This window comes from Micromonospora sp. DT43, from assembly GCF_049841645.1.
GTDB lineage: Bacteria > Actinomycetota > Actinomycetes > Mycobacteriales > Micromonosporaceae > Micromonospora.
In genome coordinates, this window is record NZ_JBNCKR010000014.1 from 38,649 (window position 1) to 57,284 (window position 18,636).

General features: G+C 72.9%; 20 protein-coding genes. 9 read left to right on the top strand and 11 right to left on the bottom strand.

The features are described from left to right. Positions 1 to 10: 10 nt before the first annotated feature. Both ACLQ26_RS26725 and ACLQ26_RS26730 read right to left on the bottom strand, forming a co-directional pair. Positions 11 to 706 carry an alpha/beta fold hydrolase gene (locus ACLQ26_RS26725; protein WP_425747076.1) on the bottom strand — a complete coding sequence of 232 codons (696 nt, stop codon included), beginning with the start codon at positions 704 to 706 and terminating at the stop codon, positions 11 to 13. 119 nt (positions 707 to 825) lie between these two features. Further along, a complete protein-coding gene (locus ACLQ26_RS26730; RefSeq protein ID WP_393298473.1) occupies positions 826 to 1,236 on the bottom strand; it encodes an MmcQ/YjbR family DNA-binding protein in 411 nt (136 codons plus the stop codon). Between the two features lie 143 nt (positions 1,237 to 1,379). Here ACLQ26_RS26730 and ACLQ26_RS26735 point away from each other — a divergent pair, with 143 nt between their 5' ends. Beyond that, positions 1,380 to 3,182 carry an acyl-CoA dehydrogenase gene (locus ACLQ26_RS26735; RefSeq protein WP_425747077.1) on the top strand — a complete coding sequence of 601 codons (1,803 nt, stop codon included), beginning with the start codon at positions 1,380 to 1,382 and terminating at the stop codon, positions 3,180 to 3,182. Between the two features lie 12 nt (positions 3,183 to 3,194). On the opposite strand, the gene ACLQ26_RS26740 is transcribed toward ACLQ26_RS26735, so the two are convergent. Both ACLQ26_RS26740 and ACLQ26_RS26745 read right to left on the bottom strand, forming a co-directional pair. After that, positions 3,195 to 3,371: a hypothetical protein gene (locus ACLQ26_RS26740; RefSeq protein WP_007459256.1), complete on the bottom strand. Its 177-nt coding sequence runs from the start codon at positions 3,369 to 3,371 to the stop codon at positions 3,195 to 3,197. A gap of 152 nt (positions 3,372 to 3,523) precedes the next feature. Next, a complete protein-coding gene (locus ACLQ26_RS26745) occupies positions 3,524 to 4,237 on the bottom strand; it encodes a spermidine synthase (RefSeq protein WP_425747078.1) in 714 nt (237 codons plus the stop codon). Positions 4,238 to 4,365: 128 nt separating this feature from the next. On the opposite strand from ACLQ26_RS26745, the gene eccB reads away from it, so the two are divergent. Continuing rightward, positions 4,366 to 5,739, top strand: coding sequence for a type VII secretion protein EccB (gene eccB / locus ACLQ26_RS26750; RefSeq protein WP_425747079.1), 1,374 nt, complete (start codon positions 4,366 to 4,368; stop codon positions 5,737 to 5,739). Positions 5,740 to 5,741: 2 nt separating this feature from the next. On the opposite strand, the gene ACLQ26_RS26755 is transcribed toward eccB, so the two are convergent. From ACLQ26_RS26755 to ACLQ26_RS26770, 4 genes are all read right to left on the bottom strand, one after another. Continuing rightward, entirely contained in the window at positions 5,742 to 6,347 is a 606-nt protein-coding gene (locus ACLQ26_RS26755) for a class I SAM-dependent methyltransferase (protein WP_425747080.1), read from the bottom strand. 169 nt (positions 6,348 to 6,516) lie between these two features. Further along, positions 6,517 to 7,383 (bottom strand): carbohydrate ABC transporter permease, encoded by an 867-nt coding sequence (locus ACLQ26_RS26760; protein WP_234588159.1) that lies wholly within the window; start codon positions 7,381 to 7,383, stop codon positions 6,517 to 6,519. Further along, a complete protein-coding gene (locus ACLQ26_RS26765; protein ID WP_393298488.1) occupies positions 7,383 to 8,339 on the bottom strand; it encodes a carbohydrate ABC transporter permease in 957 nt (318 codons plus the stop codon). The genes ACLQ26_RS26760 and ACLQ26_RS26765 overlap by 1 nt, the downstream gene beginning before the upstream one ends. Continuing rightward, positions 8,336 to 9,730, bottom strand: a complete 1,395-nt coding sequence (locus ACLQ26_RS26770; RefSeq protein WP_425747082.1) for an ABC transporter substrate-binding protein — start codon at positions 9,728 to 9,730, stop codon at positions 8,336 to 8,338. The genes ACLQ26_RS26765 and ACLQ26_RS26770 overlap by 4 nt, the downstream gene beginning before the upstream one ends. 116 nt (positions 9,731 to 9,846) lie before the next feature. On the opposite strand from ACLQ26_RS26770, the gene ACLQ26_RS26775 reads away from it, so the two are divergent. From ACLQ26_RS26775 to ACLQ26_RS26795, 5 genes are all read left to right on the top strand, one after another. Continuing rightward, positions 9,847 to 10,884, top strand: coding sequence for a zinc-dependent alcohol dehydrogenase (locus ACLQ26_RS26775; RefSeq protein ID WP_425747084.1), 1,038 nt, complete (start codon positions 9,847 to 9,849; stop codon positions 10,882 to 10,884). Then, positions 10,885 to 11,706, top strand: a complete 822-nt coding sequence (locus ACLQ26_RS26780) for a sugar phosphate isomerase/epimerase family protein (protein ID WP_425747085.1) — start codon at positions 10,885 to 10,887, stop codon at positions 11,704 to 11,706. It abuts the gene before it with no gap. After that, positions 11,703 to 13,055 (top strand): MGH1-like glycoside hydrolase domain-containing protein, encoded by a 1,353-nt coding sequence (locus tag ACLQ26_RS26785; protein WP_425747086.1) that lies wholly within the window; start codon positions 11,703 to 11,705, stop codon positions 13,053 to 13,055. The genes ACLQ26_RS26780 and ACLQ26_RS26785 overlap by 4 nt, the downstream gene beginning before the upstream one ends. Before the next feature lie 50 nt (positions 13,056 to 13,105). Further along, complete coding sequence (locus ACLQ26_RS26790) at positions 13,106 to 13,504, top strand: NUDIX hydrolase (protein ID WP_425747087.1); 399 nt, start codon at positions 13,106 to 13,108, stop codon at positions 13,502 to 13,504. Between the two features lie 94 nt (positions 13,505 to 13,598). After that, a complete protein-coding gene (locus ACLQ26_RS26795) occupies positions 13,599 to 14,243 on the top strand; it encodes a DUF2267 domain-containing protein (protein ID WP_425747088.1) in 645 nt (214 codons plus the stop codon). A 130-nt stretch (positions 14,244 to 14,373) separates the two neighbouring features. Here ACLQ26_RS26795 and ACLQ26_RS26800 read toward each other — a convergent pair whose 3' ends face one another. Together ACLQ26_RS26800 and ACLQ26_RS26805 are read right to left on the bottom strand one after the other, a co-directional pair. Next, positions 14,374 to 15,675, bottom strand: coding sequence for a hypothetical protein (locus ACLQ26_RS26800; protein WP_425747089.1), 1,302 nt, complete (start codon positions 15,673 to 15,675; stop codon positions 14,374 to 14,376). A gap of 50 nt (positions 15,676 to 15,725) precedes the next feature. After that, positions 15,726 to 16,241 carry an NUDIX hydrolase gene (locus ACLQ26_RS26805; protein ID WP_425747090.1) on the bottom strand — a complete coding sequence of 172 codons (516 nt, stop codon included), beginning with the start codon at positions 16,239 to 16,241 and terminating at the stop codon, positions 15,726 to 15,728. Between the two features lie 64 nt (positions 16,242 to 16,305). Here ACLQ26_RS26805 and ACLQ26_RS26810 point away from each other — a divergent pair, with 64 nt between their 5' ends. Beyond that, the gene (locus ACLQ26_RS26810) at positions 16,306 to 16,797 is read left to right on the top strand and encodes a type II toxin-antitoxin system PemK/MazF family toxin (RefSeq protein ID WP_393298511.1); all 492 of its coding nucleotides are present in this window, start codon (positions 16,306 to 16,308) and stop codon (positions 16,795 to 16,797) included. 23 nt (positions 16,798 to 16,820) lie between these two features. Here ACLQ26_RS26810 and ACLQ26_RS26815 read toward each other — a convergent pair whose 3' ends face one another. Further along, on the bottom strand, positions 16,821 to 17,471 hold the full coding sequence (locus ACLQ26_RS26815; protein ID WP_425747092.1) for a flavodoxin family protein: 651 nt from the start codon (positions 17,469 to 17,471) through the stop codon (positions 16,821 to 16,823). A gap of 118 nt (positions 17,472 to 17,589) precedes the next feature. Here ACLQ26_RS26815 and ACLQ26_RS26820 point away from each other — a divergent pair, with 118 nt between their 5' ends. After that, complete coding sequence (locus ACLQ26_RS26820) at positions 17,590 to 18,597, top strand: phosphotransferase enzyme family protein (RefSeq protein WP_425747093.1); 1,008 nt, start codon at positions 17,590 to 17,592, stop codon at positions 18,595 to 18,597. The last annotated feature ends 39 nt before the right edge of the window (positions 18,598 to 18,636 follow it).

Below are 18,636 nucleotides of genomic sequence, written 5' to 3' on the forward strand. Positions count from 1 at the left end.
CCCCGGACGGTCAGCCGATCTCGTCGGCCAGCAACCGGGCCAGCTCGTCGGGCTGGGAGAACATCGGCCAGTGGCCGGTCGCCATCGTGACCAGTCGCCACTGCTCGCTGGTCAGCAGCGCGGCCACCGTGTCGTTGGGCTCCGGCCCGTCGAGCAGGCACTTGACGTACGTCGTCGGCAGCTCGCCCAGCGGACGCGCCAGCACGGCCGGCTCGGTAAGCGTGGACCCCGGGTGCGGCGTGGCGCCCTTGACCAGCCGGGCGATCTGCTCGTCGGTGAGCCCCTGACCGTCGAACTCGCCCGCGTCGAGCGGCGGCCAGTCGCCGCCGTTGTCGGCGAGCACCGACTCGAACGCCGCCTGCCCCTGCCACCAGCCGGACGCGAACGAGTGGCCGTCGACAGGCACCTCCGCGTCGACGTAGACCACCCGGGTCAACCGGTCGCCGATCCGCGCGGCGGCCTGACCCACCGGGATGCCCGAGTAGCTGTGCCCGACCAGCACCACGTCACGCAGGTCGCGCCGCTCGATCTCACCGACGATGTCCCGCACGTGGGTCTGCTGCCCGGCGGGCACGCCCTGTCTCTCGGCGAGACCGGACAGGGTCAGGGAAAGGACCTGGTGCCCGGCGGCCCGCAGCCCCGGCGCCACCTCGTCCCACGCCCACGACCCCAGCCACGCACCCGCCACCAGCACCACATCAGCCATGGCCGGAACCCTAGTGTCGACCTCCGACAACTCCGCGCGTCAGGGCCAGGTGCGGCAGGGTGGCGATGCGCGGTATCCCCATGCCGAGCGCCGCGAAGCGCCGGCCTCGCCGAGTGCGCTCAGGCGGGCCTGTCAACCAGGGCGGCGAGCCGTTTGGGCGCCTGCACGCAGTAGCTCTCGGTGAGCAGCTCGCCGACCTCGGCCCAGTCGGTGGCCTCGTCCAGAATCATGCCCAGCACGTTCGGGCTCCAGTCCGGCTTGTAGAAGGGGTGTCCGCCGCTCAGGAGACCGGCGATCTCGTCGAGCGGCGACCGGAAGACCAGCAGGCAGGACGGCCGGTCGAGCGCGGCGGCGCGCGCGAGCACCGCCTGACGGTCGGGGTCGACGGTGAGCACGTGGGCGAAGGTGCGTCGACGGATCCGCCAACGCGTGCCCACCCAGGCCGGCTCCTCGTACGTCTCCGGCAGCCCGCGGCAGATCGGGCGCAGCCGGTCGAGAACCTCGGGGTCGACGTCTCCGGGTGCGGTCACGGGCCAGGACGCTAGCCGACGGGTACGACAATGACGCCTGCCGACGGGCGGCGGTGGTGTGCTCCCGATCCATCGGTCAGGATGGTCGGGGCGACGCCGGCCGCCACCCCGAACCGCCACACCCCAGCCCGCCGAGGAGTTCCGTGCCGTCCACTCTGCTCTCCCGCCGTGACCTCGACTTCCTGCTGCACGACTGGTTGCGGGTGTCGCAGCTCGTCGAGCGTCCCCGCTACGCCGAGCACTCCCGGGAGACCTTCGACGACGCCCTGGACCTCGCCGAGCGGGTGGCCACCGAGCAGTTCGCTCCGCACAACCGGGCCGCCGACCTTGCCGAACCGACGTTCGACGGGCAGCGGGTGCGGCTGATCCCGCAGGTACGCGCCGCGTTGGAGAGCTTCGCCGAGACGGGTCTGCTCACCGCCGGGCTGGACGAATCGGTAGGCGGTCTGCAACTGCCGCAGGCCGTCGCCGCCGCCTGCTTCGCCTGGTTCCAGGCGGCCAACGTGGCCACGTCGGCGTACCCGATGCTGACCCTCGGCAACGCGAAGCTGTTGCTGGCGCACGGTAGCGCCGAGCAGGTCGACACGTACGTGCGACCCATGCTGGAGGGTCGGTTCTTCGGCACCATGTGCCTGTCCGAGCCGCACGCCGGCAGCTCGCTGGCCGACATCACCACCCGGGCCGAGCCGCAGCCGGACGGGACGTACCGCCTGTTCGGCACCAAGATGTGGATCTCCGGCGGTGACCATGAGCTGGCCGAGAACATCGTCCACCTGGTGTTGGCACGGATTCCCGGCGGGCCGCCCGGGGTGAAGGGCATCTCTCTGTTCGTCGTGCCCAAGGTGCTCGTCGGGTCGGACGGTTCGCTCGGGGAGCGCAACGACGTGGTGCTCGTCGGGCTCAACCACAAGATGGGCTTTCGGGGGACCACGAACACCCTGCTCAGCTTCGGCGACGGCGGGCACGCCCCCGACGGTCGCCCCGGCGCGGTGGGCCACCTGGTCGGTGCGCCGCACCAGGGGCTCGCCCAGATGTTCCACATGATGAACGGAGCCCGGATCGGCGTGGGCGCGGGCGCCATGGCGCTGGGCTACACCGGCTATCTCAAGAGCCTGGCGTACGCCCGTGAGCGGCCGCAGGGCAGGCCGGTCGACGCGAAGGACCCGGTGGCACCGCAGGTGCCGATCATCGACCATCCGGACGTACGGCGGATGCTGCTCGCGCAGAAGAGCTACGTGGAGGGCGCCCTGGCCCTGGTCCTCTACTGCGCCCGGCTGCTCGACGAGGAGCAGACCGCCCCGGAGCAGACCGACCGGGAGCGGGCGCACCTGCTGTTGGACGTGCTCACCCCGATCACCAAGAGCTGGCCGTCGCAGTGGTGCCTGGCAGCCAACGACCTGGCGATCCAGGTCCTCGGCGGCGCCGGCTACACGCGCGACCACGACGTGGAGCAGCACTACCGCGACAACCGGCTCAACCCGATCCACGAGGGCACCCACGGCATCCAGGCGCTGGACCTGCTGGGCCGCAAGATGACCATGCGCGACGGCGCGGGCCTGCTCCTGCTGAGCGAGACGATGAGCGACACCGTCGCCCGGGGCCGTAAGGCCGGGGGCGAGGCCGCCGAGCTGGCCGATCGGCTGGCCGACGCGGTGGATCGGATCGCCTCGGTCACCCGCCGACTCTGGGCCGGCGGCGACCCGGCGCTCGCCCTGGCCAACGCCAGCGTCTACCTGGAGGCGGTCGGGCACGTGGTGATCGCGTGGATGTGGTTGGAGCAGGTGCTGGCGTTGCCGTCGCAGGAGGGTGGCGACGCCTTCCACGCCGGTAAGCGGCAGGCCGCCCGCTACTTCTTCACAGTCGAGCTGTCCCGCACGGGCCCGCAGTTCGACCTGCTGGACAGCCTCGACCGGACCACGCTCGACATGCGCGCGGACTGGTTCTGAGGGGGCCTGGCGTCACCGTCGGCGGGTCTGGTGGTGCATTGCCTGCCGGCCCTTGACCACGCCGAGGATGATCACGATCACCAGCGCGATCAGACCGATGATGATCAGCCAGCGGACCGCCTCGAGAATCAGCCCGAGCAGAATCAGCACGCCGGCGACCACGCCGACGACCCAGAGCATGGCGCGCATCTCGACCTCCCAGGACGGGCCGCGTTCGGATACGCGGGCCCGAGCCTCCCCTTCCCGATCCCGCCATCCCCAAACGAGCCCTCCGGCGCCCAACCTCCGCGATCCTGCGCTTGCTGTCCCGCGAGCCGGGACCAGCGCGGGGAGGGGCGGGATCAGCGGCGGGCCACGTAGACGGTGTTGGCGGACTGGCCGCCGGTCAGGGGGTTGGCGAACGGCACGACCTGCGCCCGCGCGGTCGCGAACACCTCGCTGAGCGCCGCGACGAACTCGTCGTCCGGCGGGTCGTCCGACCAGAGCGCGAAGACGCCCTCCGGGCGCAGCAACGCGGCGAGCCGGCGCAGCCCGTCCGGCGTGTAGAAGGGGGCGTGGCTGGGGTGCAGGACGTTGCGCGGCGAGTGGTCGACGTCGAGCAGGACGGCGTCGAACCGCCGCCCGGGGGACTCGGCGTCGAAACCGCCGTCGGCCGCCACGGCGGCGAAGAAGTCGGCCCGCGCGAACCGGGTCCGCGGATCATCGGCGAGCCCGGCCGCGAACGGCAGCAGCCCTCGCCGATGCCAGTCGATGACGTCCTCGACGGCCTCCACGACGAGCAGTGACCCCACCCGGGGGTCGGCCAGCGCGGTGCACGCGGTGTATCCCAGCCCGAGGCCGCCGACCACCACGTCGAGGACGTCACCGGTCAGTTCGGCCAGGCCCAGCCGGGCCAGCTCGATCTCGGCGACGGGAAAGAGGCTGGACATCAGGTACTCGTCGTCGAGCTTGACCTCGTACACCTCGACCTGGAGTGCCGGATCGCGGCGTCGCCGCAGGCTGATCGCGCCGATCGGGGTTTCCCGCCAGGCCAGCTCCTCGAAACGCGCGCCCACGGGTGCCCTCTCGCCGCCGGATTCGTCCCCGGATGGTACCGGTCGGGGCCGGGGCCGCCACGCAGGGTCCACGGGACATCGACGCAGCGCATATCCTGTGGCCCGGTCGAACCAGCGGAAGGGACCCCATGCCGTCGCGGCAGGATCAGCTGCACTCCTACCAGTTCAGCGTCCAGCGGGCGGTCGCCGCCCTGGTGATGCGGGAGACCGACCCGGCCCAGTCGCCGTTTCGGCGGTTGGCGGGCGCGGGCCTGGCCAGCGTCCTCGTCGCGGCGATCGGGCTCGGGGGCTTCGCGCTCTACGGCCTGTTCGCCGGTGGCGGCAAGGGGTGGCGCGATCCGGGCGCGGTGATCGTGGAGAAGGAGTCCGGCGCCCGGTTCGTCTACCGCGAGCAGAAGCTGCACCCGGTGCTCAACTACACGTCGGCGCTGCTGATCGTCGGCGCGGACCGCTCGAAGACCGTGTTGGTCTCCCGGCGGTCGATCGAGGGCGTGCCGCGCGGCCTGCCGCTGGGCATCGCCGACGCGCCGGACTCACTGCCCGCCCCGGGCCGGCTGGCGGCGGCCGCCTGGACGGTCTGCTCGACTGCCGGCGGCGAGGACCCCCGCTCCGCGCTGCTCATCGGCACCGAACCCGACGGCGGTCGGTCGTTGGGCGACGACGCCCTGCTGCTGCGCCACCCGGACGGCGGCCTGCACCTCGTGTGGCACCAGCACCGGTACCTGGTCCGCGATCCCAACCGCGTGCTTGCCGCGTTGGCCACCACCCGTTCCCGGTCGGTGCCGGTCGCGCCCGCCCTGCTCAACGCGCTCCCCGCCGGCGTGGATCTGGCCCCGCCGGCGCTGCCCGGCGAGGGTCAACCCGCCACCCGGGTGCCCGGGGCCACGATCGGTCAGGTCTACCTGGTGCGTAACTCCGGCGGCGGTCGGCAGTACGCGGTGGCGCTCGACGGCGGGCTGGCCGGGATCACCGAGTTGCAGGCCGGGCTGCTGCTGGCCCGCACCGGGCAGGGGGAGTCGGAACCGATGACGCTGGGTCGGTTCGCCGCGCTGCCCACGATGCCCGACCTCGCACCGAGCGGCCCGACCGCGCCGCCGCCCGTCCCGCCCCGGCTCGTCGGTCCCGACGACGCGGCGATCTGCGCCCGGGTCGGTGACGACGGCGGCGCGGGCGAGGTGCTCAGCGGCGTACGGCTGCCGGATCTGGCGGCCGTTCCCCGGACCGCGCCGAGCGGCGGCGCGGCGCTGGCCGACCATGTGGTGGTGCAGCCGGGTGGCGGCGCGGTGGTCGAGGCGGCCGCGTCGCCCGGCGCGTCCGGAGGCGCGGTGTCCGTGGTCACCGACCTGGGCCGGCGGTACGTGCTGGCCGACCGGGAGGTGCTGGCGATGCTCGGATACGGCGACGTGCGACCGGTGCGGCTGCCCGCCGGCCTGGTCAGTCTCGTGCCGGCCGGCGCCACCCTGGACCCGGCCGCCGCCCGAGCCGTCGCCGCCCCGGCCTGACGTCAGGTGGCCGGACGGCGCAGGAGGCTGACCGCGAACGGGGCGTCGTCGCGCCACGGCCGCAGGTCCCAGGTGGCGAAGCGGTGCTCCAGGCGCAGCCCGGCGGCGACCGCGTCGGCGTCGAACGCGGTCAGCGGGTAGCCGCGTTCGGTGCCGAAGCCCACGGCCAGCACTCCGTCGGGGCGCAGGTGCACGGCGAGTCGGCGCAGCACCTCCGGCTCGGTGCCAGCAGCGACGAAGGCGAGTACGTTGCCGGCGAGGACTGCCGCGTCGAACGGCTCCGCCTCGCCGAGCATCGGTAGGTCCAGTTCGGCCAGGTCGGCGACCAGCCAGCGCGGGCCGGGGTGATCGGCGCGGGCGGCCTCCACGAGCGCGGGGTCGGCGTCGACCCCGACCACTGTGTGCCCTCGCTGGGCCAGCGCCGCGCCCACCCGGCCGGTGCCGCTGCCGGCGTCGAGGATCCGCGAGCCGGGCGCGACGAGCGTGTCGACCAGCCGGGCCTCGCCGGCCAGGTCCGCTCCCTCGGCGGCGAGCTTGCGGAACCGGTCGATGTACCACTGCGAGTGCTCCGGACCGGTGTCGGTCGCCCAGCGGGTCGGGTTGGCCATACGGCCACCGTAACCGGACCGGCGGGGACGCGGCGCGGCCTTCGGGGGCGTACCGATCGGTGGCAGCTCAGCAGGGTGCTGCTCGGCGTGTCGAGCCGCTCAGCTGCCAACGATCAAGGGGCGGGGCGCTGAGCGGCGTGACGCCGCCCAGCGCCCCGTACGCCTCTACTCAGCCCTTCTCCGCGCCGCTTGTCAGACCCTCGGTGAGCAGGCGCTCGCTGGCGAAGAAGAGGATCACGATGGGCAGGGTGAGGACGACCGAACCGGCCATCAGCACCGTCTTGGGCACCTCCACGCCGTCGGAGAGCAGCGACAACCCCAGCGACACGGTCCACCGGTCCGGCTTGTCGACCAGGAACAGCAGGGCGAAGAGGAACTCGTTCCAGGCGATCATGAAGTCGTAGAGCGCGACCGCCATGATCGACGGCGCGGCGAGGGGCAGGCTGACCCGGCGGATGATGCCGAGTCGGCCGGCCCCGTCGATGGCCGCCGACTCCTCCAGACTGACCGGAATGGTCTCGAAGTAGTTCTTCAGCATGTAGACCGACACCGGCAGCGTCTGCGAGATGTAGACCAACACCAGGCCGAACAGCGAGCCGCGCAGCCCGGCGAGGCTGAAGACCACGAACAGTGGGATCGCGATGACGATCGACGGGAACAGGTAGACGGCCAGGAACAGGAAGTCGACCTGCCGCCGGCCGAAGAACCGCAGCCGGGCCACGGCGTACGCGCCGGGGATCGCGACGAGCAGCGTGAGCACTGTCGCGGCGACCGCGACGAGGCCGCTGTTGCGGATGAAGGTGAGGAAACCCTGGCCGCCGTCGTCGGTGGCCTTGAGCACCTCGGCGTACGTGGCCACGGTCAGCTCGCCGAAGCCGACGACAAGCGAGCCCGGGTCGAGCAGCAGCCGCTCGATGGGGCGCACCGAGAGCACGAGCATGTAGTAGAAGGGAAAGACGGTGACCACCAGGAAAGCGGCGATCACCAGGCGGCGCAGCCATCGCAGGCTCACCGTCTCGACCATGTCCCGGTCCATCAGCTCACCCTCCGTCCGAAGAAGCGCAGGTAGATCAGCACGAAGACGATGAGCACCACGGCCAGTACGACCGCCTGGGCGGCCGCCGCACCGATGTCGGTACGGGCGGTGAGGAACTCGTACACCCGGACGCTCACCACCTCGGTGCCGGCGGCCCCGCCGGTGAGCAGGTAGACGTCGTCGAACTTGTTGAACGTCATGATGAAGCGCAGCACCCCCAGCAGGGCGATCACCGGGAGCAGTTGCGGCAGCAGGATGTGCCGGAACCGCTGGGTGGGCGTGGCGCCGTCGACCCGGGCGGCCTCCTCCAGCTCGCCGGGCACCGCCTGGAGCCGGGCCAACAGGAACAGGAACGCGAACGGGAAGTACCGCCACGCCTCGAACACGATGACGGTGGCCAGCGCCGTCGACTCCTGGGTGAGGAACGGCACCGGCGCGTCCCAGCCCAGCAGGCGCTGACCCCAGTGGTTGACGATGCCGAGCTGCGGGTCGAGCATCACCTGCCAGACGAAGGTGACCGCGACCACCGGCGCGACGTACGGCAGCAGCATGGAGGCTCGCACCAGCGTGCGACCCCGGAACGGCCGGCGTACCACCAGGGCGGCGACCAGACCGAGCGCGATCGACCCGACAGTGCCGCCAACGCTGTAGAGCAGCGTGACCCACAGCGTGTCGGCGAAGCCGGGGGTGTGCAGCACCCGGTCGATGTTGCTCATGGTGAACTCGCCGAAGAGCCCGGTCTTGCGCAGGGTGGCGAGCCGGACCCGCTGGAAGGCGAGCACCACGGTCCACACGATCGGGATGCCGATGACCGCGATGGTGACGAGCAGGGTCGGCGCGACGAGCGCGAGCCCGGCACGCGACTCACGACGGCGCAGGGTCAGTGGTCGACGGCGAGGCGGCGCCGGCCGCTCCTCGGTGGGGGAGCGGCCGGTGTCGGGGGCGGTGGTGGTCAATTGACGCCCGCCTTGATCGCCTCGACGTCCTTCTTGGCCCGGCCGGCGGTGGCCGCCGCGTCCGACTTGCCGGACACGAGGTCGCCCAGCACCTTGGGCACCGGCAGCTCGCCGAGCATGGCGCCGACGAGCTTGCCCTGGCCCTGGCTGAGCCCCCACCGCTGGAACGTGTCCGGGCTGCTGCGCAGGGTGGCCAGCACCTCCTCGCCGTACACGTCGGAGAGGGGTTTCTTGGCGTCCACACCGGCCTGGCTGGTGTTCCACGCGGTGAGGAACGCCTCCGGCTCGGCCGGGGTGCCCTTGCGCACCGGGAAGCGGCCCTCCGGGGACATGCCGAACCAGCGCGGGTAGCCGTCGCCGAGCATGTACTCCACGAAGGACTTCGCCGGGTCGGCCACCGCGCCGTCCAGCACGGCCCACGAGCTGATCTCGCCGTACTGCGCGGGTTCGGTGCCGTTGGGGCCCTTGATCGCGGTGACGAACCCGCTGTTCTTGGCCAGGAACGTCGGGTCGGCCTGGCACTGCGGGCAGGTCGGCTTGGCGTCGTTACGCAGCCCGGCCAGCTCGTCGAGGATGAACGGCGACCAGACCACCATGGCGGCCTTGCCCGCGAAGTAGGTGGCCCGCGTGGTGTCCACGTCCTGCGCGCCCTTCACCGAGCTGGTGCGGATCAGGTCGCCGTAGAAGCGGAACGCCTCGACGCACTGTGGTGAGTCGAGCGTGACTCCGCCGGAGTCGTCGGTGAGCTGGCAGCCGTTGGCGAGTGCCAGGTGCTCGAAGGTCTGCTGGGTGAACACGTCGCTGGGGGAGGTCGCCGCGGTGATGCCGGCGACGCCCCCGGTGTTCAGCTTCGCCGCGGCGGTGGTGATCCGTTCGTAGGTGTCGGGGGCGGGCAGGCCGGCGGCGGCGAACAGGTCCTTGCGGTAGACGAGCAGTTGCCCCCACCCGTCGCTGGGCACGGAGAGCTGTTTGCCGTCGTCGGAGGTCAGCTCCAACGCTCGGGGCGAGAACGTCTGCCGGCCCAGCTTGTCGACGACCTCCGCGTTCGCCGAGGCGTGCAGCAGCTCGTTGCCGGCGAGCGTACGGATGCCGGCCAGGGAGACCGAGCCGACCACGTCGGGCAGGTCGCCGGCGGCGGCGTTGGCGGCGATCAGGGAGGGGAACTGGTCCTCGTTGACTGTCACGAGGTCGACCTGGATCCCGGTCTTCGCGGTGAAGTCCGCGATGATCGCCTTGGTGGCGGTGACGCGGTCGGCGACGTCCTCCAGGCTCCAAACGGTGATCTTTTTGCTGTTGCTGTCGGATTGGTCGTCCCCGCAGGCCAGCAGGGTGGACGCTGCCAGTGTCATGATCAGGGTGGTGGCGAGTATCCGCCTCGGAGGTGCTGACATCGGTGGCACTCCTCTCGAAGGGTACATGACGGATTCAACACGTTCGATTGATCAATAACAAGACATATTGCGATTTTGTGTCTATCCTGGAGCCCAGTGCTACCGGGATGTGACACATGGGCAACTGGGTGGTCTCTCTCGCCGGGCCTCGACGGATCAGCCTCGAGCCCTGCCCGCCGGATCCGCTCGGCCCCGGCCAGGTCCGGGTCCGCACCTGCTACTCGGGCATCTCGGCCGGCACCGAGCTGACCCTCTACCGAGGCAGCAATCCCCGGCTCCGCAAGGACTGGGACGACGCCGCCCGGATGTTCGTCCCCCGCCAGACTCCGGTGCCGTACCCGCTGATCGGCTTCGGCTACGAGGAGGTCGGCGAGGTCGTCGAGGTGGCGCCGGAGGTCGTCGACCGCCACCCGGGGCAGCTCGTGTGGGGCATCTGGGGGCACCGGGCCGAGGCGGTCCTCGCCGCCGAAGCGGTCTGGCCGCTCCCCGCCGACCTGGACCCGCTCGCCGCGGTCTTCGCCCGGCCGGGGGCCATCGCGCTCACCGCAGTGCTCGCCGGTGACCTGCACCTGGGCGACTGGGTCGGCGTCTTCGGGCAGGGCGTCATCGGGCTGCTCGCCACCCGGCTCGCCGCGCTCTCCGGCGCCCGGGTGGTGGCCGTCGACCGGGTGCCCGCCCGGCTGGCCCACGCCACCCGCTACGGTGCGCGATCCACAGTGGACGTGGCCACCCAGTCCGCCGCCGCCGTGCTGCGTGACCTCACCGGTGGCCGGGGCGCGGACGTCTGCCTGGAGCTGTCCGGGGCGTACCCGGCACTGCACGAGGCGATCCGCTCCACCGCACACGCCGGACGGGTCGTGGCCGCCGGCTTCTACCAGGGCCAGGCCGACGCGCTCGGCCTCGGCGAGGAGTTCCACCACAACCGCATCCAGCTGGTGGCCGCCCAGGTCTCCGGCCCCACCCCCGCGCCGGGCATGGCCGGCCGGTGGACCGGAGATCGGGTCGCGCAGACCTTCATGGAGCTGGTGGCCGAGCACAGCGTCGACCCGTTGCCGCTGGTCAGCCACATCGTCGACGCCAGCGCGGTCGCCGACGCCCTCGCGCTGCTCGACCGCGGCGCCGGTGACGTCCTCCAAGTGGTGTTGAGGTTCTAGATGACCACCATCGCGCTGGCCTGCCAGGAACAACTCCTGCCGGGCACCAACCTGATCCAGAAGTACGCCCTCGCCACCGCGCTCGGCTACCAGGGCATCGAGCTGCGCGGCCGCGGGAACCTCGCGTTCGCCGACCGTCTGCCCGAGCTGCGCCGGGCCCGCGCCGCCGGGGTGGTGATGCCCACCGTCTGCGTCGAGATGGACCACTTCATCGGCGACTTCGACCCCGCCCGGTCCGCCGACGCCGTCCGCAACCTGCGCTCCCAGCTCTCGGTCATCGCCGAGCTGGGCGGCGTCGGGGCGATGACCCCGGCCGCGTGGGGCATGTTCTCCCGGCGGCTGCCGCCGTTCGAGCCGCCACGCCCGCCGGCCGGCGACCGCCAGGTGCTCCTCGACGCCCTCGGCGCGCTGGGCGAGCACGCCCGCGCCGAGGGGGTCACCCTCTTCCTCGAACCCCTCAACAGGTACGAGGACCACATGGTCAACCGGCTCGACGAGGCGGTCGCCCTCTGTGCCGCGCTCGGGCTGCCCTCGGTGCGGGTCGTCGCCGACACCTTCCACATGAACATCGAGGAGGACGACGTGCACCGGGCGCTGCGCGCCGCCGCTCCGTACCTCGGGCACGTGCAGGTGAGCGACTCCAACAGGTACCAGCCGGGCACCGGGCACCTGGACTGGCCGGCGCTGGTACGGACCCTGCTCGAGCTGGACTACCACGGCTGGCTGGCTCTGGAGTGCCGGCTGCGCGGCGACCCGGTCCGGGCCCTGCAACAGGCTGCGGCGGTGCTGCGGCACGCGCTGCCCCGGCGGGCCGCAGCATGACCGCCGGCGCCGTCCCCACCCGCACCGGCGGGCCCGTGGACCTGGCCGGGCTGCGTCGGCTCGCCGTCGCCACCCTCGACGCCAACTGGGAGCACGACCACACCGTCCCGTCGCGCACCCTCTATCCACACCAGTGGAGCTGGGACTCCGCGTTCATCGCGGTCGGGTGGGCCCACGTGCGTCCCGAGCGGGCCTGGCAGGAGCTGACAAGTCTCTTCCGGGCCCAGTGGGCCGACGGGCGGGTGCCGCACATCGTGTTCAACCCGGCGCTGCGCGTCGGCGCGTACTTCCCCGGCCCGCAGCTGTGGCGCTCCGCCGACGTCGAGGGCACGCCGGCGGTGGACACCTCCGGCCTGGTCCAGCCGCCGGTGCACGCGCTCGCCGCGCTGCTGGCGTACCGTCGGGCGCCCGATCCGGCCGGCCTGGCCGCGTTGCGCCGGCTCTACCCGGCGCTTGTCGCCCAGCAGCGGTACCTGGCGAAGCGGCGGGACGTCGCAGGTGACGGCCTGGTGTGCGTCGTCCACCCGTGGGAGTCCGGTCTGGACAACAGCCCCGCCTGGGACGAGCCGATGGCAGCCGTCGACGCCGACGCGGCGGTCATGCGCGCGTACCGTCGGCACGACACCGCGCACGCCGACGCCGCGCACCGCCCCACGGACCTGGACTACGCGCGCTACCTGGCGATCGTCGCGGCCTACCGCGACCACGGCTACGACGACCGCGACCTGGCCGACGGCCATCCGTTCCTGGTGGAGTGCCCGCTGTTCAACGCGGCGTTCGGGGCGGCCGAGCACGCGCTGGCCGAGATCGCCGCGCTGACCGGCGCGGACCCGACCCCGCACCGGCTCCGCGCGGACCGCGTCACCGAGGCGTTGGTACGCCGGCTGTACGACCCCCGCACGGGCACGTTCCAGCCCCGCGACCTGCGCACCGATCGGCTCGTCGGCGCGCGTACCGTGCTCGGGCTCGCGCCGCTGATCCTGCCCGGACTGCCCGTCCGGCAGGTCGACGCGCTGGTCGCCGAGGCCAGGTCGCCGCGCTTCGGGGTGGCGCGGTGGATGGATCGGCCGCTGCCCACCTACGACCGCACCGCGCCCGACTTCGAACCGCTGCGCTACTGGCGCGGGCCGAGCTGGCTGAACATGGGCTGGCTGGTGCGGCGCGGTCTGCTGACCCACGGCCACCCGGAGCTGGCGGCCGGCCTGCGCCGCTCGATGATCGACCTGGTCGCCGGCGCGGGCTGCCACGAGTACTTCCACCCCGACACGGGCGCCGGACTGGGCTCACCGGCGTTCGGCTGGACCGCCGCGCTGCTGCTCGACCTGCTCGCCGACGAGCCGGTGCCCTGAGCGCGCCGTCGGCTGGTAGCGTGCCCGGTCCTGGCGGCGGGAGGGGTGGCGTGCGCGAGATCGACAAGGTGGCCTGGATCCTCGTCGAGGACGGGCGGGTGCTGAGCACCCGGTCACAGGGCAAGGACGTGTGGTACCTGCCCGGCGGCAAGCGCGAGCCGGGGGAGAGTGACCTGGAGACCCTGCGCCGGGAGATCGACGAGGAGTTGAGCGTCGAGGTGGACGTGCGGGATGCGGTGCACCTGGGCACGTTCAGCGCGCAGGCGCACGGGCACGCGACCGGGATCACCGTACGGATGACCTGCTACCGAGCCGGCTACCGGGGGCGGTTGCGGCCGGCCAGCGAAATCGCCGAGATGGCCTGGCTCGGGTACGCCGACCGACACCGGACCTCCCCGGTCGACCAGCTCATCTTCGACCACCTGCGGGACGCGGACCTGCTGCGCTGACGGTCTGCCGCACTGGCAGGTCTGGCGTGCTGGTGGCTGGTCTGGCGTGCTGGTCGCGCCGTTTGGCGTGGGCTGCCCGGGGTAAACGCGCGGCGTGACCGACAGCGCGGGCGGCGACGGGTTTCCGCACTTCATCGACGCGGTGTCCCGGCGCTCCGGCCTACCGACCGAGCAGGCCGCCGCGCTCGCCCGAGCGGTGCTCCAGACGATGGCCGAACGAGTAACCGGTGGCCCGCCGGACGATCTCACCGGACACCTCCCGGACGAGGTCGACGGCTACCTGGACGGCGCGACGCCGAGCCCGCCCGCGAACCCGTCCAGCCCGCCTGCGGGTGTGGCGGGCTGGCCCGCGGACCCGGCTGGCCTGCCTGCGGACCCGGCTGGCCTGCCTGCGGACCCGGCTGGCCTGCCTGCGGACTTGGCTGGCTCGTCCTCGGGCCCGGTTCCCGATCCGGTCACCGGCGTCGACGGGCTCGACACCGGCGTGGGCCTCGACGTCGGTGGGCCCGTCACGACGCCGCCGCCGGTGGACGCCGGGCCGGCGGAGTTCCTGCGCCGGGTGGGCCAGCGCGCCGGGGTGGACCCGGCAACGGCACGGGCCGGCACCGGAGCGGTCTTCGCGACCCTGCGGGAGGCGGTGACCGTACGGGAGTTCCGGGAGATGGTCGCGCGACTGCCCCGCGACGACGATGACGGCGCGACCGGTCCGCCCATTGTGCCCGACCCGTCCATCCCCTGACCCGCGCATCCGCCGCGGTCCGCCCTCCGGGCCGCCAAGGTCCACTCGACTTCCTGCAAACCGGGGTATCCGCGGGTTCGGGATGCCCCGATGTGCAGGAACCCGAGTTGATCAAGCCTGCGCCGGGCGTCTAGGCGTCGGCGTCGGGCAGGTCCTCCGGCTCGGTGACCCAGGCGGAGAAGACCGGCACCCCGTGCCACGGCCCGATGCCGCCGTCGGCAGTGGTGTCGGTCGCGACGGCCACCACGGCGTACGGGTGGCCGAAGCGCAACTCGGCCGTGCGGGCGACGCCCTCCGGCGGCAGGCTGACCGTGCCGAACATGCCTGTCACCGCCGCCGCCTCGAAGCCGTACCGGCCGTAGCGGGCCATCGCCACCTGCCGTGCCTCGAAGCCCTGCACCGGCTGGGCGAGCGCCGTGGCCAGCGCCGCCGTGGCCGCCGGGAAGCCCAGCGACTCGGCGGTCAGGTCATGCTCACTGCGCGCCGACCAGCAGGGGAGCACCGCGCTGTGCCGTTCCTCGCGGCCGTCGCGCGCGCGGGTCCGGACCCGCTCCTCCCGCAGCGTCCACAGCGCGGTCTCGCCCAGCGGCAGGTCGAACAGCGAGCGCCGTCCGGCCGGTTGCGCGCCGTCGGCCGCGCCGGCACTGAGGTCGTACGCTGCGGCCAGCACATCGGCAGGCGGGACGTGCGGTGCGGCGGCCACCGAGAGCACCACCAGCCCCGCGCCGTCGGTCGCCTGGGCCGGTGCGGCGTGCACGATCACGTCACCGGCCCGTGCGGTCGTGACGATGGCGCACCGGTGGCCGTGGCTCGGGCTGCGCAGCGCTCGCCGTAGGTCCCGTGCCCAGGCGCTGGCCGTGCCGAGCGCGCGGGCGTCGATGACCTCGAACGGCTGCGCCCAGGAGATCCGGGTCGCGAGGGCGCTGGCCAGGGCGAACACGACGTCCGGGTGGACCTTCAGGGGAAACGTCTCGATCAGGCCGTCGGTGTGCTCGCGTGCCCACGCGTCCAACCCGGCCTGATCGGGGAGTATCCCGACCTCGGTCGCCGTGGGCAGTGCGGCCCGCCACCCGGCCGGCTCGCCGGTGAGGTGGCCCGGCCGGAGCCAGAGCGCGGTGGCCGACGCGACAAGCGGATGCGGCGCGTCGAGCAGCCTGCGGGCAACCTCCGCCGCGCGGGCCAGATCCGTGCCCAGCGCGTCCGCCAGCCGTCCGGTCGCCGAGTCCGGCCCGGTCGCGGCCGCCACGTCGGTGGCCGCCGTGGGCTCGATCGCCGTTTCCGGCCCGGTCACCGGGTCGGCGTCGGCCGTCGCCGCGCTGAGGGCGAGCAGCAGCCAGGCGCCGAGCGGGGAGGCGACGTGGTGCCGGTCGCCGATCGTGGCGTGCAGCCGCTCGGCGTACGCGGAGAGCGGCCCGTGCAGGTCGGTCGTCATGCCTTCACTCTGCCCGCCGCGCCCCACTCCGGCATCCTCACCGACGCCGCTCACGACCACAGCTCGAACGGTTCGTCGATCTCCTCGCCGGCCAGGAAGGACGTGACCAGCCGGGGGAGCTGCCCGGGGTAGAACCGTTGCCGGCTGGCCACCACCTCGGCCAGCGGCCACCAGCGGAAGCCGAAGTAGTCCTCGCGCTCGTAGTCGAGCCGGTCCGCCTCGTCGACGTCCGGGCCGGGCCGGGTCAGCCGTACGGCGACGATCACCTCGTCCTGGACGTGGCGCAGTTGGCGGTGCAGGAAGCTCGCCCGTCGTCGCCAGGTCGGCGTGCCCACCTCGTCGACGTCGACCACGATGCCGGTCTCCTCGCGCAGCTCCCGCACGGCCGTGTCGCGGTACGTCTCACCGGGGTCCATGCCGCCGCCGGGCAGCTCCCACCACGTACCCAGCCGCGGATGGTCCGGGTCGCGGGTGTGGAACAGCAGCACCCGGTCGGTGTCGTCGAGGACCACCACGCGCACCGCGCGCCGCTCAAGGATCGGCAGGTCGTCGGGTAGTTCGTCCATCGGGCCAGTCTGCCGCAGTGCGCCGACTCCGGCGCCCCACGCCAGGGCCGGTAGGCTGCCCGCCGTGGCTGGTCTGTTGAGGAACGTGGCGCAACGCATCTCCCGGGTGGGCGCGGTCATCCCGTCGCCCCGGCGTACCGGGCCGGCCCCCGCGCGGGTGGCTCGTCCCCGTCAGGTGAGCGCGTTGCAGCGTCGGGAGCTGACCTACGCGCCCGAACGCGATGGCCAGGCCGACCCTGGCGAGATCGTCTGGACCTGGGTGCCGTACGAGGATGACCCCCGCCAGGGCAAGGACCGCCCGGTGCTGGTGGTCGGGCGGCACAGCCGGACGCTGTTCGGTCTGATGCTGTCCAGCCAGAGCGAGCGGGACGGGCAGCGGCACTGGTTCGCGCTCGGCCCCGGCGAGTGGGACCGCGACAAGCGGCCGAGCTGGGTACGCCTGGACCGCGTGCTCACCATGCGCGAGGACAGCATCCGCCGCGAGGGCGCCGTGCTTGACCGGCCCCGCTTCGACCGGGTCGGGCAGGCGCTGCGCGCCAACTACGGCTGGCGCTGACCGTACGCCTGCCACGCCGACGGTCAGGCCGGTTCGCGGCTCGGGCCGACGGCGGCGCTGCGTGCGTCCGGCGGGGGGTACGGCTGCTCGGCGAGCAGCCGGGCCAGGTGCGCGCTGTTGAGCGCCAGGGCTTTGGTGGTGCGGCCGGTGGTGTCCGGCTTGGGGCCGACGTCGCGGTAGTCCACGGTGTGCAGCGCCTCGCCGACCCAGTAGGTGGCAGCGGCGGCGGCGCAGGTGAAACCGACCTCGTTGAGCGCCTGCTGCACCTGACCGATGGTGTGGTGGGCGCCGTCCTCGTTGCCGACGACCGCGACCCCGGCCACCTTGCCGTAGGTCAGGAGTCGGCCCTCGGCGTCGGTCTCGGAGAGTTCGGCGTCGAGGCGTTCGAGGACCATCTTGCAGACACTCGCCGGCTGGCCGAGCCAGATCGGTGTGGCGATGATGAGCACCTGGGCCGCCAGCAGCTTGGCACGGATCATGGGCCATCCGTCGCCGTGTCCCTCGTCGGTCGACACGCCGAAGCGCACGTCGTGGTCGACGACCCGGACCAGTTCGCCGTCCACCCCCTGTGCGGCCAGCTCGGCCAGCACCTCCCGGCCGAGCTGTTCCGAGCTGGACGGGGCCGGTGACGGTTTCAGGGTGCAGTTGAGTACGAGCGCGCGGATGCTCGCCATGTCTGTTCCTTCCGGCCGTCGGGCAGAGCGCTGATCTGCCACCTCATACCCGGGCACCGGCCCGAATCACGCCAACAAAGGAGGCGCCACATCCCGGGGCCGGTGGCAGGGTGCACGCATGATGGTCGACGTGTCGCGTCAGGTGGCCGCGTGGGTCCGTGCGGACTTCGGTATCGACCTGACCGTCCTGGACGAGGTGAACCACGGTGCGGACGAGTACGCCCGCCTGTGGCGGGCCCGGTCGCCCGACGGCGCACGGTACGCGGTCAAGCTGAGCGGTGGCGGCACGCCCGCCGGTCTGATCGTGACCGCGCACCTGGCGGCGCAGGGCGTGCCGGGGATCGCGGCGCCGCTGCGTACCCGCGACGGGCGTCTGTACGGTGACCGCGACGGGCGGCGGCTCTCCGTGGTGCCCTGGGTATCCGACCAGCGGGCACTCGACGGCCCGATGACCGAGGCGCACTGGCGCGCCTACGGCGAGGTGTTGGCCGCCGTGCACGCGGTGCCGGTGACCGGCGAGCTGGCCCGTGCGCTGCCGGCCGGCGGTGACGGGTACCCCTCGATCGTGGCCGCGACCCGCGACATGGCCGGGCGGCTGCGCGACCGGGTCGACCCCGGCGATCCGTTGGTCGCCGAGCTGGCGGCCACCTGGGCGTCCGTCGCGGACCGGGTGGCCAGTCTGATCCGGGGGGTCGAACGGCTGGCCGCCGGCCGGTCGGGTCCGGCGGTGGTCTGCCACGGCGATCCCCACCTGGGCAATCTGCTGCTCGGCCCAGATGGCCAGGTCTGGTTGGTCGACTGGGACGACGCGGTGCTCGCCCCGCCCGAGTGTGACCTGATGTTCGTCGTGGGCGGCGTGCTCGCCTTCGCGCCGATCACCCCCGCGCAGGAGAGGGCCGTGCGCGCCGGGTACGGCGCTCTCGACATCGAGCCGGCACGGCTGGCCTGGTTCCTCGCCGTTCGCGCGCTCGACGACCTCAGCGACTGGACCCGTCAGGCGCTGGACCGCATCGGCAGCCCCGACGATCGCGCGACGGCTGCCCGGATCGTGCGGGGCCTCGTGTCGCCGGTCGGCCTGGTCACCCTGGCCGACACGGCGCTGCGTGACCTCGACGGACGGCACTGAGCGGGAAACCCGGAGAAGAAACTGAAAAGGCAAGGAGAT